Annotated in this window: 12 protein-coding genes; 6 read left to right on the top strand and 6 right to left on the bottom strand. The window is 52.1% G+C overall.

From position 1 onward, the window contains the following. The first annotated feature begins 13 nt into the window (after positions 1-13). Complete coding sequence (gene can, locus D9742_RS03005; RefSeq protein WP_000651599.1) at positions 14-676, top strand: carbonate dehydratase; 663 nt, start codon at positions 14-16, stop codon at positions 674-676. Between the two features lie 40 nt (positions 677-716). Here the strand turns inward: can and hpt are convergent, their stop codons facing one another. After that, entirely contained in the window at positions 717-1,253 is a 537-nt protein-coding gene (hpt, locus tag D9742_RS03000) for a hypoxanthine phosphoribosyltransferase (RefSeq protein WP_130235941.1), read from the bottom strand. Between the two features lie 205 nt (positions 1,254-1,458). On the opposite strand from hpt, the gene gcd reads away from it, so the two are divergent. Beyond that, positions 1,459-3,849, top strand: coding sequence for a quinoprotein glucose dehydrogenase (gcd, locus tag D9742_RS02995; RefSeq protein ID WP_130235940.1), 2,391 nt, complete (start codon positions 1,459-1,461; stop codon positions 3,847-3,849). A 152-nt stretch (positions 3,850-4,001) separates the two neighbouring features. On the opposite strand, the gene D9742_RS02990 is transcribed toward gcd, so the two are convergent. Next, positions 4,002-4,370: a hypothetical protein gene (locus tag D9742_RS02990; protein ID WP_130235939.1), complete on the bottom strand. Its 369-nt coding sequence runs from the start codon at positions 4,368-4,370 to the stop codon at positions 4,002-4,004. Between the two features lie 328 nt (positions 4,371-4,698). Next, positions 4,699-6,252, bottom strand: coding sequence for a multicopper oxidase CueO (gene cueO, locus D9742_RS02985; protein ID WP_130235938.1), 1,554 nt, complete (start codon positions 6,250-6,252; stop codon positions 4,699-4,701). 164 nt (positions 6,253-6,416) lie between these two features. Here cueO and D9742_RS02980 point away from each other — a divergent pair, with 164 nt between their 5' ends. From D9742_RS02980 to speD, 3 genes are all read left to right on the top strand, one after another. Further along, positions 6,417-6,764, top strand: coding sequence for a YacC family pilotin-like protein (locus tag D9742_RS02980; RefSeq protein ID WP_000846617.1), 348 nt, complete (start codon positions 6,417-6,419; stop codon positions 6,762-6,764). A 104-nt stretch (positions 6,765-6,868) separates the two neighbouring features. Then, positions 6,869-7,735 carry a polyamine aminopropyltransferase gene (speE, locus tag D9742_RS02975; RefSeq protein WP_064525119.1) on the top strand — a complete coding sequence of 289 codons (867 nt, stop codon included), beginning with the start codon at positions 6,869-6,871 and terminating at the stop codon, positions 7,733-7,735. Between the two features lie 15 nt (positions 7,736-7,750). After that, positions 7,751-8,545, top strand: coding sequence for an adenosylmethionine decarboxylase (speD, locus tag D9742_RS02970; RefSeq protein ID WP_130235937.1), 795 nt, complete (start codon positions 7,751-7,753; stop codon positions 8,543-8,545). Positions 8,546-8,582: 37 nt separating this feature from the next. Here the strand turns inward: speD and yacL are convergent, their stop codons facing one another. Beyond that, complete coding sequence (gene yacL / locus D9742_RS02965) at positions 8,583-8,945, bottom strand: protein YacL (protein ID WP_000384306.1); 363 nt, start codon at positions 8,943-8,945, stop codon at positions 8,583-8,585. A gap of 175 nt (positions 8,946-9,120) precedes the next feature. Continuing rightward, on the bottom strand, positions 9,121-11,718 hold the full coding sequence (gene acnB, locus D9742_RS02960) for a bifunctional aconitate hydratase 2/2-methylisocitrate dehydratase (protein WP_130235936.1): 2,598 nt from the start codon (positions 11,716-11,718) through the stop codon (positions 9,121-9,123). A 354-nt stretch (positions 11,719-12,072) separates the two neighbouring features. On the opposite strand from acnB, the gene D9742_RS02955 reads away from it, so the two are divergent. After that, on the top strand, positions 12,073-13,926 hold the full coding sequence (locus D9742_RS02955; RefSeq protein WP_130235935.1) for a DUF3300 domain-containing protein: 1,854 nt from the start codon (positions 12,073-12,075) through the stop codon (positions 13,924-13,926). A gap of 70 nt (positions 13,927-13,996) precedes the next feature. Here D9742_RS02955 and lpdA read toward each other — a convergent pair whose 3' ends face one another. Next, on the bottom strand, positions 13,997-15,421 hold the full coding sequence (gene lpdA / locus D9742_RS02950; protein ID WP_000102485.1) for a dihydrolipoyl dehydrogenase: 1,425 nt from the start codon (positions 15,419-15,421) through the stop codon (positions 13,997-13,999). Between the last annotated feature and the right edge of the window lie 283 nt (positions 15,422-15,704).

Here is a 15,704-nt window from a genome sequence, read left to right as displayed (position 1 = left end):
GTCGTTAACCTCCATGAAAGACATAGATACACTCATCAGCAATAATGCACTATGGTCAAAAATGCTGGTGGAAGAGGATCCCGGGTTTTTTGAGAAACTGGCACAAGCGCAAAAACCGCGCTTTCTATGGATTGGATGTTCCGACAGTCGCGTTCCTGCAGAACGTTTAACCGGTCTTGAGCCGGGCGAACTCTTTGTTCACCGTAATGTTGCTAACCTGGTCATTCACACCGACCTGAACTGCCTTTCCGTGGTTCAGTATGCAGTGGATGTACTCGAAGTTGAACACATTATTATCTGTGGCCACTACGGTTGCGGCGGCGTACAAGCGGCGGTTGAAAACCCGGAACTGGGGCTTATCAACAACTGGCTGCTGCATATCCGTGATATCTGGTTCAAACATAGCTCATTGCTCGGCGAAATGCCGCAAGAGCGCCGTCTGGATACCTTGTGTGAACTGAACGTTATGGAACAGGTGTATAACCTGGGCCATTCCACCATTATGCAATCAGCGTGGAAACGCGGGCAGAAAGTTACCATTCACGGCTGGGCCTACGGTATTCACGACGGCTTGCTGCGTGATCTGGATGTTACCGCCACCAACCGCGAAACCCTTGAGCAACGTTACCGTCACGGGATTTCCAACCTCAAGCTGAAACACGCCAACCACAAATAAAAATGCCATGCCGGATGCAACACATCCGGCAGCTTCACACTTACTCGTCCAGCAGCACCACTTTGCCGATATACGGCAGATGACGGTAACGCTGTGCGTAATCAATACCGTAGCCCACCACAAACTCATCCGGGATCGAGAAACCGATATATTCCACAGGTACGTTCACTTCACGGCGGGACGGTTTATCCAGCAGCGTACAAATCGCCAACGACTTCGGTTCGCGCAGGCTTAAGATCTCACGCACTTTCGACAGTGTATTCCCCGAGTCGATGATATCTTCAACAATCAGCACGTCCTTGCCACGGATATCTTCATCCAGATCTTTGAGGATTTTCACATCGCGGGTGGTGGACATGCCGCTACCGTAGCTGGAGGCGGTCATAAAGTCGACTTCATGAGATACCTGAACTTCACGGCACAGGTCCGCCATAAACATAAATGAGCCACGCAGCAGACCAACCAGCACCATATCGCTGCCGCTGTCTTTGTAACGCTCAGTAATCTGACGACCCAGTTCGGCGATACGCGCTTTAATCTCCGCTTCGGGGATCATTACTTCTACAGTATGTTTCATATCTCTAACCATATGATTTAAAAACAAATCACTTCGCACGGGCAGGTTTTGGCACCGCAACAAAGCGCAAGACACGCAGTATACCAGCAAAACGATTCATTCGCGGAATCTGTTAATAAAGCTCAAATTGTGATGACGATCACACATGTTAAAACCTATAATTAATTGCTACTAAAATATTAATGAATTGAAATGGTATCTCTTTATGGCAATTAACAATGCAGGCTCGCCACGACTACTCGTGACGCTAACAGCCCTTTTTGCAGCGCTTTGCGGGCTGTATCTTCTCATTGGCGGAGGCTGGCTGGTCGCGATTGGCGGCTCCTGGTACTACCCTATCGCTGGCCTTGTGATGCTCGGCGTCGCCTGGATGCTGTGGCGCAGTAAACGTGCCGCACTTTGGCTGTACGCCGCCCTGCTGCTTGGCACTATGATTTGGGGCGTCTGGGAAGTTGGTTTCGACTTCTGGGCGCTGACTCCGCGCAGTGACATTCTGGTCTTCTTCGGCATCTGGCTGATCCTGCCGTTTGTCTGGCGTCGCCTGGTCATTCCTGCCAGCGGCGCAGTTGCCGCACTGGTGGTCGCACTGCTGATTAGCGGTGGTATCCTGACCTGGGCCGGATTTAACGATCCGCAGGAAATCAACGGCACCTTAAGCGCCGATGCCGCGCCTGCCGAAGCTATCTCACCCGTTGCCGATCAGGACTGGCCTGCATATGGCCGTAATCAGGAAGGTCAACGCTTTTCGCCGCTGAAACAAATTAACGCCGATAACGTCCACAACCTGAAAGAAGCCTGGGTGTTCCGTACTGGCGATGTGAAGCAGCCGAACGATCCGGGTGAAATCACCAATGAAGTGACGCCAATTAAAGTGGGCGACACCCTTTACCTGTGTACCGCTCACCAGCGTCTGTTTGCGCTCGATGCCGCCAGCGGTAAAGAGAAATGGCATTACGACCCTGAGCTGAAAACCAACGAGTCTTTCCAGCACGTAACCTGCCGTGGCGTCTCTTATCATGAAGCCAAAGCAGAAACGGCCTCGCCGGAAGTGATGGCGGATTGCCCGCGTCGTATCATTCTTCCGGTCAATGATGGTCGCCTGATTGCGATTAACGCTGAAAACGGCAAGCTGTGCGAAACCTTCGCCAATAAAGGCGTGCTCAATCTGCAAAGCAATATGCCGGACACCAAACCGGGTCTGTATGAGCCGACTTCGCCGCCGATTATCACCGATAAAACCATCGTGATGGCCGGTTCAGTCACCGATAACTTCTCAACCCGCGAGACGTCTGGCGTGATCCGTGGTTTTGATGTTAACACCGGGGAGCTGCTGTGGGCTTTTGATCCGGGCGCGAAAGATCCGAACGCAATCCCGTCTGACGAACACACCTTTACCTTTAACTCGCCAAACTCGTGGGCACCAGCGGCCTATGACGCGAAGCTTGATCTGGTCTATCTGCCGATGGGCGTGACCACGCCGGATATCTGGGGCGGTAACCGCACACCGGAACAGGAACGTTATGCCAGCTCGATTCTGGCGCTGAATGCCACTACCGGGAAACTGGCGTGGAGCTATCAGACCGTTCACCACGACCTGTGGGATATGGACCTTCCGGCACAGCCAACGCTGGCGGATATCACCGTTAACGGTCAAAAGGTTCCGGTCATTTACGCTCCGGCGAAAACCGGCAACATTTTTGTGCTCGATCGTCGCAATGGTGAACTGGTGGTTCCGGCCCCGGAAAAACCAGTTCCGCAGGGTGCTGCGAAAGGCGATTACGTTACCCCTACTCAACCGTTCTCTGAACTGAGTTTCCGTCCGACGAAAGATTTGAGCGGCGCGGATATGTGGGGCGCCACCATGTTTGACCAACTGGTGTGCCGCGTGATGTTCCACCAGATGCGCTATGAAGGCATTTTCACGCCGCCATCTGAACAGGGCACGCTGGTCTTCCCGGGTAACCTGGGGATGTTCGAATGGGGGGGGATTTCCGTTGATCCGAATCGCGAAGTGGCAATTGCCAACCCAATGGCGCTGCCGTTTGTTTCGAAACTGATCCCGCGCGGTCCGGGTAATCCGATGGAACAGCCGAAAGATGCCAAAGGCACGGGTACGGAATCCGGCATTCAGCCGCAGTATGGCGTACCGTATGGCGTCACGCTCAATCCATTCCTTTCACCGTTTGGTCTGCCGTGTAAACAGCCAGCATGGGGCTATATCTCGGCGCTGGATCTGAAAACCAACGAAGTCGTGTGGAAGAAACGTATTGGTACGCCGCAGGACAGCATGCCGTTCCCGATGCCTGTTCCGGTGCCGTTCAATATGGGTATGCCGATGCTGGGCGGGCCAATCTCCACGGCGGGTAACGTGCTGTTTATCGCCGCTACGGCAGATAACTACCTGCGCGCTTACAACATGAGCAACGGTGAAAAACTGTGGCAGGGTCGTTTACCAGCGGGTGGTCAGGCGACGCCGATGACCTATGAAGTGAATGGCAAGCAGTATGTGGTGATCTCCGCAGGCGGTCACGGTTCATTTGGTACGAAGATGGGCGACTATATTGTGGCTTATACGCTGCCGGATGATGTGAATTAAGATTTGCTCATATTGCTGTCAAAGTGCGCTTTGTTCATGCCGGATGCGCGTGAACGCCTTATCCGGCCTACAAAACCCTTCAAATTCAATATATTGAAGAGTTGACGTAGGCCTGATAAGCGTAGCGCATCAGGCAATTTCGTATTTATCATTTACTCATTCGAAAATTTCAGCGACAGGAGTGCATTTTTCATTAGTGTCTGATACTGCGTAACGGCATTTTCAGGCATAGAAACCTCCCCCGTGAGAAGCTTACCGTCCCGTGATGTAATCAACCTTAAATTATTGACTTTCCCTGGTATCAAACTATATGAAAGCAGCCATGCTTTATGCCCATCCACCACCACTTCTTCAGCCTGGGGAGCAGAATTTTTCAGGGAGTTAAGCGTTATTTCCTTGAATCTATCCAGGTGCTCGCCAGGCAAAGACTGATGCCATTGCGTAATATTAAGATGTACCCGTTTTACTTCATCGTAATAATTTGCCTGTGGTTCCTGAGGCAGTTGCAGTGTCGCTACCATTTCCTCTGACATAACATGAAGATTTTCGGGGATTGCGATACTCAATTTAAGGTTTGGGAGAGACTAGCTTTTCAGCTTTATGTCGGCGTTAGCATTCGCAACCATAAACGAAAGCAGAAACGTCAGAATCAGATGTCGAAACGTAATCATAAATTTCCCTTTTTGATTATTGTGGTGGTGCCTGCAAGGTATTACGACACAAAACACGTAATCAGGTGCCCCAGCATTCCATTGTGTTTGCCCAGTTTATGCTTTTCAGACTTATAATCTCTCACCTGAGACTATTTTTAAGAATTTCGCCTGTATTACAAAATACAGGCGTCGCACGTTATACAGTGGTAAACCCTAACATCATCCCCGTATCTTCATGCTCCAGCAGATGGCAGTGCGCCATATAAGCATGTTCTTTCGGTGCATCGTGATTAAACTTCACCAGCACTTCGCTGACGTTACCTTCTACCTTAACGGTATCTTTCCAGCCTGCGCGGTGAGCGGCTGGCGGTTTGCCATTTTCTGACAAGATACGGAACTGCGTGCCGTGAATATGGAACGGATGCAGCATCATGTCGCCCACGCCAGAGATAACCCAACGTTCGTACTGCCCTTTCGCCGCCGCAAACATCGGCTTGTTCATATCAAACGCCTGACCGTTAATTTTATTGGCATGGTGGAAATCGAACTTCCCGCCGTGGTTCATATGATTCATATTGCCGTGCCCCATATGGCCCATCATCTGGCTGTGGTCCATCCCGGCCATCGCCTGATCGCCATATTTCTCCATCAGCATCTGCATACCCATCATATCGAGCATCGGGTCCATAGAGAGTTGCAGCTTACGTACCGTCAGCCCTTCCAGAGAAGGTAACGCAGGCAGGCTACTTAATGTGTCTGGCAAAGCACCAGAGGCACTAATGGCAATCGGCTGAATCCGCATTACCGGATGAGGCTTGTCAAACGGCGCAATCGCCATCCCCATCTGGCTGACCGGCAGCGTCACCAGGTCAAACGGTTTGTTGTCGTTAACCTCCACCAGCACTTCAAAACGCTCGCCCATCAGCACCGGTAGTTCGCTCACCTTCACCGGTTCAGGCAGCAGACCACCATCACTGGCAATCACATACAGCGGGCGATTGTCGCTGGTAGCGAAATTGAGCGAGCGGGCGTTACAGCCATTGAGCAAACGCAGGCGCAGCCAACCACGCGGGGCAGCGTGTTGCGGGTAGATTGCACCGTTGGTCAGCAACGTATCGCCAAACCAGCCAACGGCAGCGGTCATCACATCCAGTTGATAATCAATCTGCCCGTCGGCGCTAAATTTCTTATCCTGAACGATCACCGGAACATCATCGATACCCCACTGTTTTGGCAGCATTAATTTCAGGATCTCGTCATCTTCAATCACCACCAGACCAGCCAGCCCCATCGCTACCTGACGTCCGGTTTTGCCGTGCTGATGCGGATGGAACCAGCAGGTGGCGGCAGGTTGATCGACGTTCAGCGTCACCGTGCGTTGACCGCCAGGCGGAATAATCCCCTGTGGGCCGCCGTCCACTTCTCCCGGCACTTCAAGCCCGTGCCAGTGCAACGTCGTCTCTTCCGCCAGTTGGTTATAGATATCAACCGTTACGGCTTTGCCGCGCTGTAACTTCACAGCAGGCCCCAACAGATTGCCGTTATAGCCCCAGGTGGTCGCGGTTTTTCCGCCAAAAGTGGACTGGCCTTGCATGATTGATAATCTTATGCGGCCACGAACATCAGAGGTGAGGAGATCGGGAATCGGTAGCGTTGGCCGTTCTGCGGCAAAAACAGACCGACTCCATAGCTGCAAAGCCGAAGCCACGCCCAGCGCGACGGAATATTTTAAGAAATCACGGCGTTGCATAGTTATTTCCTTATTCTCAAGCAGGCGAAACAAAATCAAACGTTGAGCATAGTCCTTACCCTTACGGGAAGGTCAAGCCGCAGACACAATTTAATCGACAATAATGGTCGTCGCCTCGCTCACAGTGTGCTAACGTTTATCTTCTTTAAGTCCTGGTAGAAGCAATGAAGACGTTTTTCAGAACAGTGTTATTCGGCAGCCTGATGGCCGTTTGCGCAAACAGTTACGCGCTCAGCGAGTCTGAAGCCGAAGATATGGCCGATTTAACGGCAGTTTTTGTTTTTCTGAAGAACGATTGTGGTTACCAGAACTTACCTAACGGACAAATTCGTCGCGCACTGGTCTTTTTCGCCCAGCAAAACCAGTGGGATCTCAGCAACTACGACACCTTCGACATGAAATCCCTCGGTGAAGACAGCTACCGCGATCTCAGCGGTATCGGCATTCCCGTCGCTAAAAAGTGCAAAGCCCTGGCCCGCGATTCCTTAAGCCTGCTTGCCTACGTTAAATAATCTCTGCTCCTTTTTGTAGAAATATTGACCGTGCAACCACGGTCAATGTTAGCTATTATGTTGCGCTCTTTTTTTACGAGTGTTAACAAAGGAGGTATCAACCCATGGCCGAAAATAAACTGTGGCATGAAACGCTACACGACCAGTTTGGGCAGTACTTTGCTGTAGATAACGTTCTGTATCATGAAAAGACCGATCACCAGGATCTGATCATTTTTGAGAACGCTGCATTTGGTCGCGTAATGGCGCTGGATGGCGTAGTACAAACCACCGAGCGCGACGAGTTTATCTATCATGAGATGATGACCCACGTTCCGCTGCTGGCCCACGGCCACGCGAAGCATGTGCTGATTATCGGTGGCGGCGACGGTGCCATGCTGCGTGAAGTGACCCGGCACAAAAACGTTGAGTCAATCACAATGGTGGAAATCGATGCGGGTGTAGTGTCGTTCTGCCGTCAGTATCTGCCCAACCATAACGCCGGTAGCTACGACGATCCGCGCTTTAAACTGGTGATCGACGATGGCGTCAATTTCGTGAATCAAACCAGCCAGACCTTTGATGTGATCATCTCCGACTGCACCGATCCCATCGGCCCCGGCGAAAGTCTGTTCACTTCCGCATTTTATGAAGGTTGCAAACGTTGCCTGAATCCTGGCGGTATCTTCGTCGCACAAAACGGCGTCTGTTTTTTACAGCAGGAAGAAGCCATCGACAGCCATCGTAAACTCAGCCATTACTTCAGCGATGTCGGTTTTTATCAGGCGGCGATCCCGACCTATTACGGCGGCATCATGACCTTTGCATGGGCGACAGATAACGACGCTTTACGCCATCTCTCTACCGAAATTATTCAGGCGCGTTTTCTCGCCTCCGGCCTGAAATGCCGTTATTACAACCCGGCAGTCCATACGGCAGCTTTTGCCTTACCTCAGTATCTGCAAGACGCACTGGCTTCACAGCCGTCCTAAGGAGAAGATAAGAAATTGAAAAAACTGAAACTGCATGGTTTTAATAATCTGACCAAAAGTCTGAGTTTTTGTATTTACGATATCTGCTACGCCAAAACCGCCGAAGAGCGCGACGGTTATATTGCTTATATCGATGAACTCTATAATGCCAACCGTCTGACCGAAATCCTGTCAGAAACCTGTTCCATTATCGGGGCCAATATTCTTAACATTGCCCGCCAGGATTACGAACCACAAGGTGCCAGCGTCACTATTCTGGTGAGCGAAGAACCGGTCGACCCGAAACTTATCGACAACACAGAACACCCCGGCCCACTGCCAGAAACCGTGGTTGCGCATCTCGATAAAAGCCATATTTGCGTACATACCTATCCGGAAAGCCATCCTGAAGGCGGTTTATGTACCTTCCGCGCCGATATTGAAGTCTCTACCTGCGGCGTGATTTCCCCGCTAAAGGCACTGAATTACCTGATCCACCAGCTTGAGTCCGATATCGTAACCATTGATTATCGTGTGCGCGGTTTTACCCGCGACATAAACGGCATGAAGCACTTTATCGACCATGAGATTAATTCGATTCAGAACTTTATGTCTGACGATATGAAGGCGCTGTATGACATGGTGGATGTAAACGTCTATCAGGAAAATATCTTCCATACCAAGATGTTGCTTAAAGAGTTCGACCTTAAGCACTACATGTTCCATACCAAACCGGAAGACTTAACCGACAGCGAGCGCCAGGAAATTACCGCTGCGCTGTGGAAAGAAATGCGCGAGATTTATTACGGCCGCAATATGCCAGCTGTTTAACGGCTCTGGCGGAGCTCCCAGGCTCCGCCAGATTTATTTACTTCTGCTGCACGAAATTACGGTAAGCCGCCACCACCTGCAGAAAATCCTCAACGCCGCATAGCGACAGGCTTTCTTCGTCGTAGTAGTTCATCCCCTCTTCCATTTCATCGCCAGCGAATTCCAGTTGATTGGCGCGAACCATCACCTCTTCACCGTCCATCCACAGAGTGTATTCATGCCCTGCCCGTTGCCAGGACCGTTCGCTACCTTTCAGTGCGTGCGCCGCTTGTTCCACTTCATCAAGCAAGGCCAGGTTTTCTTTCACCTCTTCATTAAACCAGTGCCCGACCACTTCATGCCCCATGGACATACGCACTTTTACAACTCCGGTAATATCGCGCAGAAATTCGTAATCCATAGTGTGTTCCTCTGCTCCCGGCAATGCGCCGAAATCGCATTGCGCCATTGATGTAATTATCGCAGCCTTATCGGAGAAAAACAGCGGAACGGCGATGGTTTAGAGATAAAAAAATGCCCGGGAATCTCATTCACCGGGCATTGTGTCGTTTATGCGCAGCGCGTGCGCTGACTTTTTAAACCGCAGTCTGGAAAATCACCCCGTCCGCTTTTTCGGTGTACTGAGAAAGCTGGTTGAAGTTCAGATAACGGTAAGTATCAACGGCAGTTTTATCTACTTGCGCAACGTAGTTCTGGTACTCTTCCGGCGTCGGCAGTTTGCCAATCAGCGCCGCAACAGCAGCCAGTTCCGCAGAAGCCAGGAAGACATTCGCGCCAGTACCCAGACGGTTCGGGAAGTTACGGGTAGAGGTGGAAACCACCGTCGCACCGTCTGCTACACGCGCCTGGTTGCCCATACATAGGGAGCAGCCAGGGATCTCGATACGCGCACCACTCTTACCGAAGACGCTGTAGTAGCCCTCTTCCGTCAGCTGCGCGGCGTCCATACGGGTTGGCGGTGCCACCCACAGGCGGGTCGGCAACTGGCCTTTATGCGCATCCAGCAGTTTACCAGCAGCACGGAAGTGACCTATGTTAGTCATGCAGGAACCGATAAACACTTCGTCGATCTTCTCGCCCTGTACCGCAGACAGCGGACGTGCGTCGTCTGGATCGTTCGGAGCACAGAGGATTGGCTCTTTAATATCCGCCAGATCGATGTCGATCACTGCCGCGTATTCCGCATCTGCATCGGCTTCCAGCAGCTCAGGATTCGCCAGCCATTTTTCCATGCCCTGAATACGGCGTTCCAGAGTACGACGATCACCGTAACCTTCCGCGATCATCCACTTCAGCAGGACGATGTTGGAGTTCAGGTATTCGATGATCGGTTCTTTGTTCAGCTTGATGGTACAACCGGCAGCAGAACGCTCGGCGGACGCATCGGTCAGCTCAAATGCCTGCTCAACTTTCAGATCCGGCAGACCTTCAATTTCCAGGATGCGACCAGAGAAGATGTTCTTCTTGCCTTTCTTCTCAACGGTCAGCAGACCTTGTTTGATCGCATACAGCGGGATCGCGTGTACCAGATCGCGCAGGGTGATACCTGGCTGCATTTTGCCTTTGAAGCGCACCAGAACGGATTCCGGCATATCCAGCGGCATTACGCCAGTTGCGGCAGCAAACGCCACCAGACCAGAGCCCGCAGGGAAAGAGATACCGATCGGGAAACGGGTATGGGAGTCACCGCCAGTACCGACGGTATCCGGCAGCAACATACGGTTCAGCCAGGAGTGGATTACGCCGTCACCCGGACGCAGCGACACACCGCCACGGTTCATAATGAAGTCCGGCAGCGTGTGGTGCGTGTTCACGTCAACTGGCTTCGGATACGCCGCGGTGTGGCAGAAAGACTGCATCACCAGGTCAGCCGAGAAGCCCAGGCACGCCAGGTCTTTCAGTTCATCACGGGTCATTGGACCGGTGGTGTCCTGAGAACCGACAGAGGTCATTTTCGGCTCGCAATAAGCGCCTGGACGAATGCCTTTCACGCCACAGGCACGGCCAACCATTTTCTGCGCTAGCGAGAAGCCGCGATCGCTCTCAGCGACATCTTTCGCCTGACGGAACACATCACTGTGCGGCAGACCAAGTGCTTCACGCGCTTTGGTGGTCAGGCCACGACCGATAATCAGCGGAATACGGCCACCCGCACGCACTTCATCAATCAGCACGTCGGTTTTCAGTTCGAAGGTCGCCAGCAGCTCGCCGGTTTCGTGGTTACGCACTTCACCTTTGTACGGGTAAACGTCAATTACGTCGCCCATGCTCAGGTTAGAGACGTCGACTTCGATTGGCAGCGCACCCGCGTCTTCCATCGTGTTAAAGAAGATTGGTGCAATTTTACCGCCGAGGCACAAACCACCGCCGCGTTTGTTCGGCACATGTGGAATATCATCGCCCATAAACCACAGAACGGAGTTAGTGGCGGATTTACGCGAAGACCCCGTACCCACAACGTCACCGACGTACGCCAGCGGGAAACCTTTCTGTTGCAGAGCTTCGATTTGCTTGATCGGACCAACAACACCAGGCTGATCTGGCTCAATACCTTCACGGGCGTTTTTCAGCATCGCCAGCGCGTGCAGTGGGATATCCGGACGTGACCAGGCATCCGGTGCTGGAGAAAGGTCATCGGTGTTGGTTTCGCCAGTGACTTTGAAGACGGTAACGGTCAGTTTTTCAGCCAGCGCCGGGCGATTCAGGAACCATTCGGCATCAGCCCAGGACTGCATAACCTGCTTCGCATATTCGTTGCCTGCTTTCGCTTTCTCTTCTACGTCATAGAAGTTATCGAACATCAGTAGTGTGTGAGAAAGTGCTTTGGCAGCGATCGGTGCCAGTTTGGCATCATCCAGCGCGTCGATCAGCGGATGAATGTTGTAACCACCCTGCATGGTGCCCAGCAGTTCGATGGCTTTTTCCGGAGTCAGCAGTGGGGATTTGGCTTCACCTTTCGCGACAGCAGCCAGGAAGCCTGCTTTGACATAGGCGGCTTCATCGACGCCAGGGGGAACACGGTTGGTTAATAGATCTAACAGGAATTCTTCTTCGCCCGCGGGCGGGTTTTTCAGCAGCTCTACAAGTGCGGCCATTTGGTTTGCATCCAGGGGTTTGGGCGCAATCCCCTCAGCGGCACGCTCAGCTACGTGCTTACGGTATTCTTCTAGCACGACGGTTCTCCTCGCTCTCATTGTCATAGTGCGGCAGGCGATTCTCTTCACGCTCCTGTGAGACAGCAGTTTGTAGGGTAAATGCCCAGTACCGCAACGGGCAGAATAGCAGGATTTTGACGATGTGTTAATCTGTTTACAAAAAAGCAACATAAAAAAGTGGCTGAATCGTTAAGGATGGTCTAGAGATTGTTTCCCTCCGTAAAAACTTCGTTAATTCGCATGGTGATAATCACCTTTCTCAACGAATCCCAAGATTAGTCAAAATTTAAACTACCGCCTCTTTATACTTGGATTCACAGCACCTGCGGGTGGCAGTTCGCCGACCATTGCGATTTCCTTGAGATCCGAATTATGAAAATGACTTTGCCGTTTAAACCCCATGTGCTGGCGCTAATTTGCAGTGCCGGGCTTTGTGCCGCCTCTGCCGGGCTATATATAAAAAGCCGCACAGTGGAAGCGCCTGTGGAAACGCAATCGACACAACTGGCTGTGTCTGACGCTACCGCGGTTACGCTTCCTGCAACGGTTTCCGCGCCTCCCGTAACACCCGCCGTCGTTAAATCCGCATTCAGCACTGCACAAATAGATCAATGGGTCGCGCCCGTCGCGCTATACCCCGACTCTCTGCTTTCACAAGTGTTAATGGCATCAACCTATCCGGCAAACGTTGCTCAAGCAGTGCAATGGTCGCACGATAATCCACTTAAACAAGGCGATGCTGCTATTCAGGCGGTATCTGACCAGCCGTGGGACGCTAGCGTCAAATCACTGGTGGCCTTTCCACAATTGATGGCGTTGATGGGCGAAAACCCGCAATGGGTGCAAAACCTGGGCGATGCTTTTCTGGCGCAGCCGCAGGACGTGATGGACTCGGTACAGCGATTGCGGCAACTGGCGCAACAAACCGGCTCGCTGAAGTCATCAACCGAACAGAAAGTTATTACCACAACGAAGAAAACTGTACCGGTAACACAGACAGTCACGGCTCCCGTCATACCATCCAATACCGTTTCAACTGCCAACCCCGTCATTACAGAGCCTGCAACAACCGTCATTTCCATTGAGCCCGCCAATCCTGATGTGGTCTATATTCCCAACTACAACCCAACCGTGGTTTACGGGAACTGGGCCAATACTGCGTATCCGCCGGTTTATCTGCCACCACCAGCCGGAGAACCGTTTGTTGACAGCTTTGTGCGCGGATTCGGCTATAGCATGGGCGTTGCTACCACGTACGCACTATTCAGCAGCATCGACTGGGATGACGACGATCATGACCATCATCATCATGACGATGATGATTATCATCACCACGATGGCGGTCATCGTGACGGTAATGGCTGGCAACACAACGGCGACAACATCAATATCGACGTCAACAATTTCAACCGCATTACTGGTGAGCATCTTACTGATAAGAATATGGCATGGCGGCACAATCCAAACTACCGTAATGGTGTGCCCTATCATGATCAGGATATGGCAAAGCGGTTTCATCAAACCGATGTCAACGGCGGAATGAGCGCCACGCAGTTACCTGCCCCAACGCGCGACAGCCAGCGCCAGGCGGCAGCAAGTCAGTTTCAGCAACGAACACACGCCGCCCCCGTCATTACACGAGATACCCAACGTCAGGCAGCGGCACAGCGGTTTAATGAAGCTGAACACTATGGGAGCTATGACGACTTCCGCGACTTCAGCCGTCGCCAACCACTGACCCAGCAACAAAAGGACGCCGCTCGTCAGCGTTATCAGTCAGCTTCTCCTGAGCAGCGCCAGGCAGTTCACGAGAAAATGCAGACTAACCCGCAGAACCAGCAGCGAAGAGAGGCAGCGCGTGAGCGCATTCAGCCCGCCTCGCCTGAGCAGCGCCAGGCAGTCCGCGAGAAAATGCAGACTAACCCGCAGAACCGGCAGCGAAGAGAGGCAGCGCGTGAGCGTATTCAGTCCGCATCACCAGAGCAGCGCCAGGTGTTTAAGGAAAAAGTACAGCAGCGCCCACTGAACCAACAGCAACGTGATAACGCCCGCCAGCGTGTTCAATCGGCATCACCTGAACAACGTCAGGTTTTTCGAGAGAAAGTTCAGGAGAGCCACCCGCAAAGTCTAAACGACAGTAACCGTACTGCCCGATTGAATAACGAGCAACGGTCAGCAGTACGCGAACGTCTCTCTGAACGTGGAGCAAGACGACTGGAAAGGTAAATTACAGACGTAAAAAAAGCGGCGTGGTTAGCCGCTTTTTTAATTGCCGGATGTCCCGGCAAACGAAGAATTACTTCTTCTTCGCTTTCGGGTTCGGCAGGTCGGTAATACTACCTTCGAACACTTCTGCCGCCAGGCCCACAGACTCGTGCAGAGTCGGGTGCGCATGGATGGTCAGTGCGATGTCTTCAGCATCACAACCCATTTCGATTGCCAGGCCGATTTCACCCAGCAGCTCGCCGCCGTTGGTACCAACAATCGCACCACCGATCACACGGTGAGATTCTTTGTCGAAAATCAGCTTGGTCATACCGTCTGCGCAGTCGGAAGCGATAGCACGACCAGAAGCAGCCCACGGGAAGGTGGCGGTTTCGTAGCTGATGCCTTTCTCTTTCGCTTCTTTCTCAGTCAGCCCCACCCATGCAACTTCTGGTTCGGTATAGGCGATGGACGGGATAACTTTCGGATCGAAGTAGTGTTTTTTACCGGCGATAACTTCAGCGGCAACGTGACCTTCGTGAACACCTTTGTGTGCCAGCATCGGCTGACCGACGATATCACCGATAGCAAAGATGTGCGGTACGTTGGTACGCAACTGTTTGTCAACGCGGATGAAACCACGGTCGTCCACTTCCACGCCAGCTTTGCCTGCGTCGAGGTTTTTACCGTTCGGCACACGACCAATCGCTACCAGCACGGCGTCGTAACGCTGCGGTTCAGCTGGTGCTTTTTTGCCTTCCATCGTCACGTAAATACCGTCTTCTTTCGCTTCAACGGCGGTAACTTTGGTTTCCAGCATCAGGTTGAATTTCTTGCTGATACGCTTGGTGAAGACTTTAACGATGTCTTTGTCAGCTGCCGGGATAACCTGGTCGAACATTTCAACCACGTCAATCTGTGAACCCAGCGCGTGGTATACGGTCCCCATCTCCAGACCGATGATACCGCCACCCATTACCAGCAGGCGTTCTGGTACTTCTTTCAGTTCCAGCGCGTCAGTGGAGTCCCAGATACGCGGATCTTCATGCGGAATAAACGGCAGTTGGATCGGGCGAGAACCCGCTGCAATGATCGCGTTGTCGAAGTTGATCACGGTTTTGCCGTTCTCACCTTCAACTTCCAGGGTGTTAGCCCCGGTAAATTTACCCAGACCGTTGACCACTTTGACTTTGCGGCCTTTCGCCATACCAGCCAGACCACCGGTCAGCTGATTGATCACTTTCTCTTTCCAGGTACGAATCTTGTCGATATCGGTTTTCGGTTCGCCGAAGACGATACCGTGTTCAGCCAGCGCTTTGGCTTCTTCGATAACTTTTGCTACGTGCAGCAGTGCTTTAGAAGGGATACAGCCGACGTTCAGGCAAACACCGCCAAGGGTGTTGTAACGTTCTACGATTACGGTTTCCAGACCTAAATCAGCGCAACGGAAGGCAGCGGAGTAACCTGCGGGGCCTGCCCCAAGTACCACGACCTGAGTTTTGATTTCAGTACTCATCATGACCTCTATATATTTATCTCCGGCGGTCATACCCGTCGTCTTTCAGGCCGCAGCGGCGTTAGCTTCACGCCCTCACCCCAGTCACTTACTTATGTAAGCTCCTGGGGATTCTGGCGCTTGCTACCTTGCTGCACCCAGAAATCCATAGGGTATGTGAAGTAATACCCTAACCACCACCGGGTCGTTCTATCCGTCGGTATTTTACAAAATTGTTAACAATTTTTAAACAACAAACGGCAACCGATTTGTCTATTCGCTAATAACCTCAATATATTCATGA

This window comes from Escherichia sp. E1V33 (assembly GCF_004211955.1).
Classification (GTDB): Bacteria; Pseudomonadota; Gammaproteobacteria; order Enterobacterales; family Enterobacteriaceae; genus Escherichia.
The sequence above is the reverse complement of the archived record's forward strand: the minus strand, read 5'-3'. Positions and strand labels throughout refer to the sequence as shown.

Excerpts from the sequence above, each read along its gene's own strand:
- can (WP_000651599.1), top strand. The coding sequence starts at position 14 with ATGAAAGACATAGATACACTCATCAGCAATAATGCACTATGGTCAAAA.
- hpt (WP_130235941.1), bottom strand. The coding sequence starts at position 1,253 with ATGAAACATACTGTAGAAGTAATGATCCCCGAAGCGGAGATTAAAGCG.
- gcd (WP_130235940.1), top strand. The coding sequence starts at position 1,459 with ATGGCAATTAACAATGCAGGCTCGCCACGACTACTCGTGACGCTAACA.
- D9742_RS02990 (WP_130235939.1), bottom strand. The coding sequence starts at position 4,370 with ATGGTAGCGACACTGCAACTGCCTCAGGAACCACAGGCAAATTATTAC.
- cueO (WP_130235938.1), bottom strand. The coding sequence starts at position 6,252 with ATGCAACGCCGTGATTTCTTAAAATATTCCGTCGCGCTGGGCGTGGCT.
- D9742_RS02980 (WP_000846617.1), top strand. The coding sequence starts at position 6,417 with ATGAAGACGTTTTTCAGAACAGTGTTATTCGGCAGCCTGATGGCCGTT.
- speE (WP_064525119.1), top strand. The coding sequence starts at position 6,869 with ATGGCCGAAAATAAACTGTGGCATGAAACGCTACACGACCAGTTTGGG.
- yacL (WP_000384306.1), bottom strand. The coding sequence starts at position 8,945 with ATGGATTACGAATTTCTGCGCGATATTACCGGAGTTGTAAAAGTGCGT.
- D9742_RS02955 (WP_130235935.1), top strand. The coding sequence starts at position 12,073 with ATGAAAATGACTTTGCCGTTTAAACCCCATGTGCTGGCGCTAATTTGC.
- lpdA (WP_000102485.1), bottom strand. The coding sequence starts at position 15,421 with ATGAGTACTGAAATCAAAACTCAGGTCGTGGTACTTGGGGCAGGCCCC.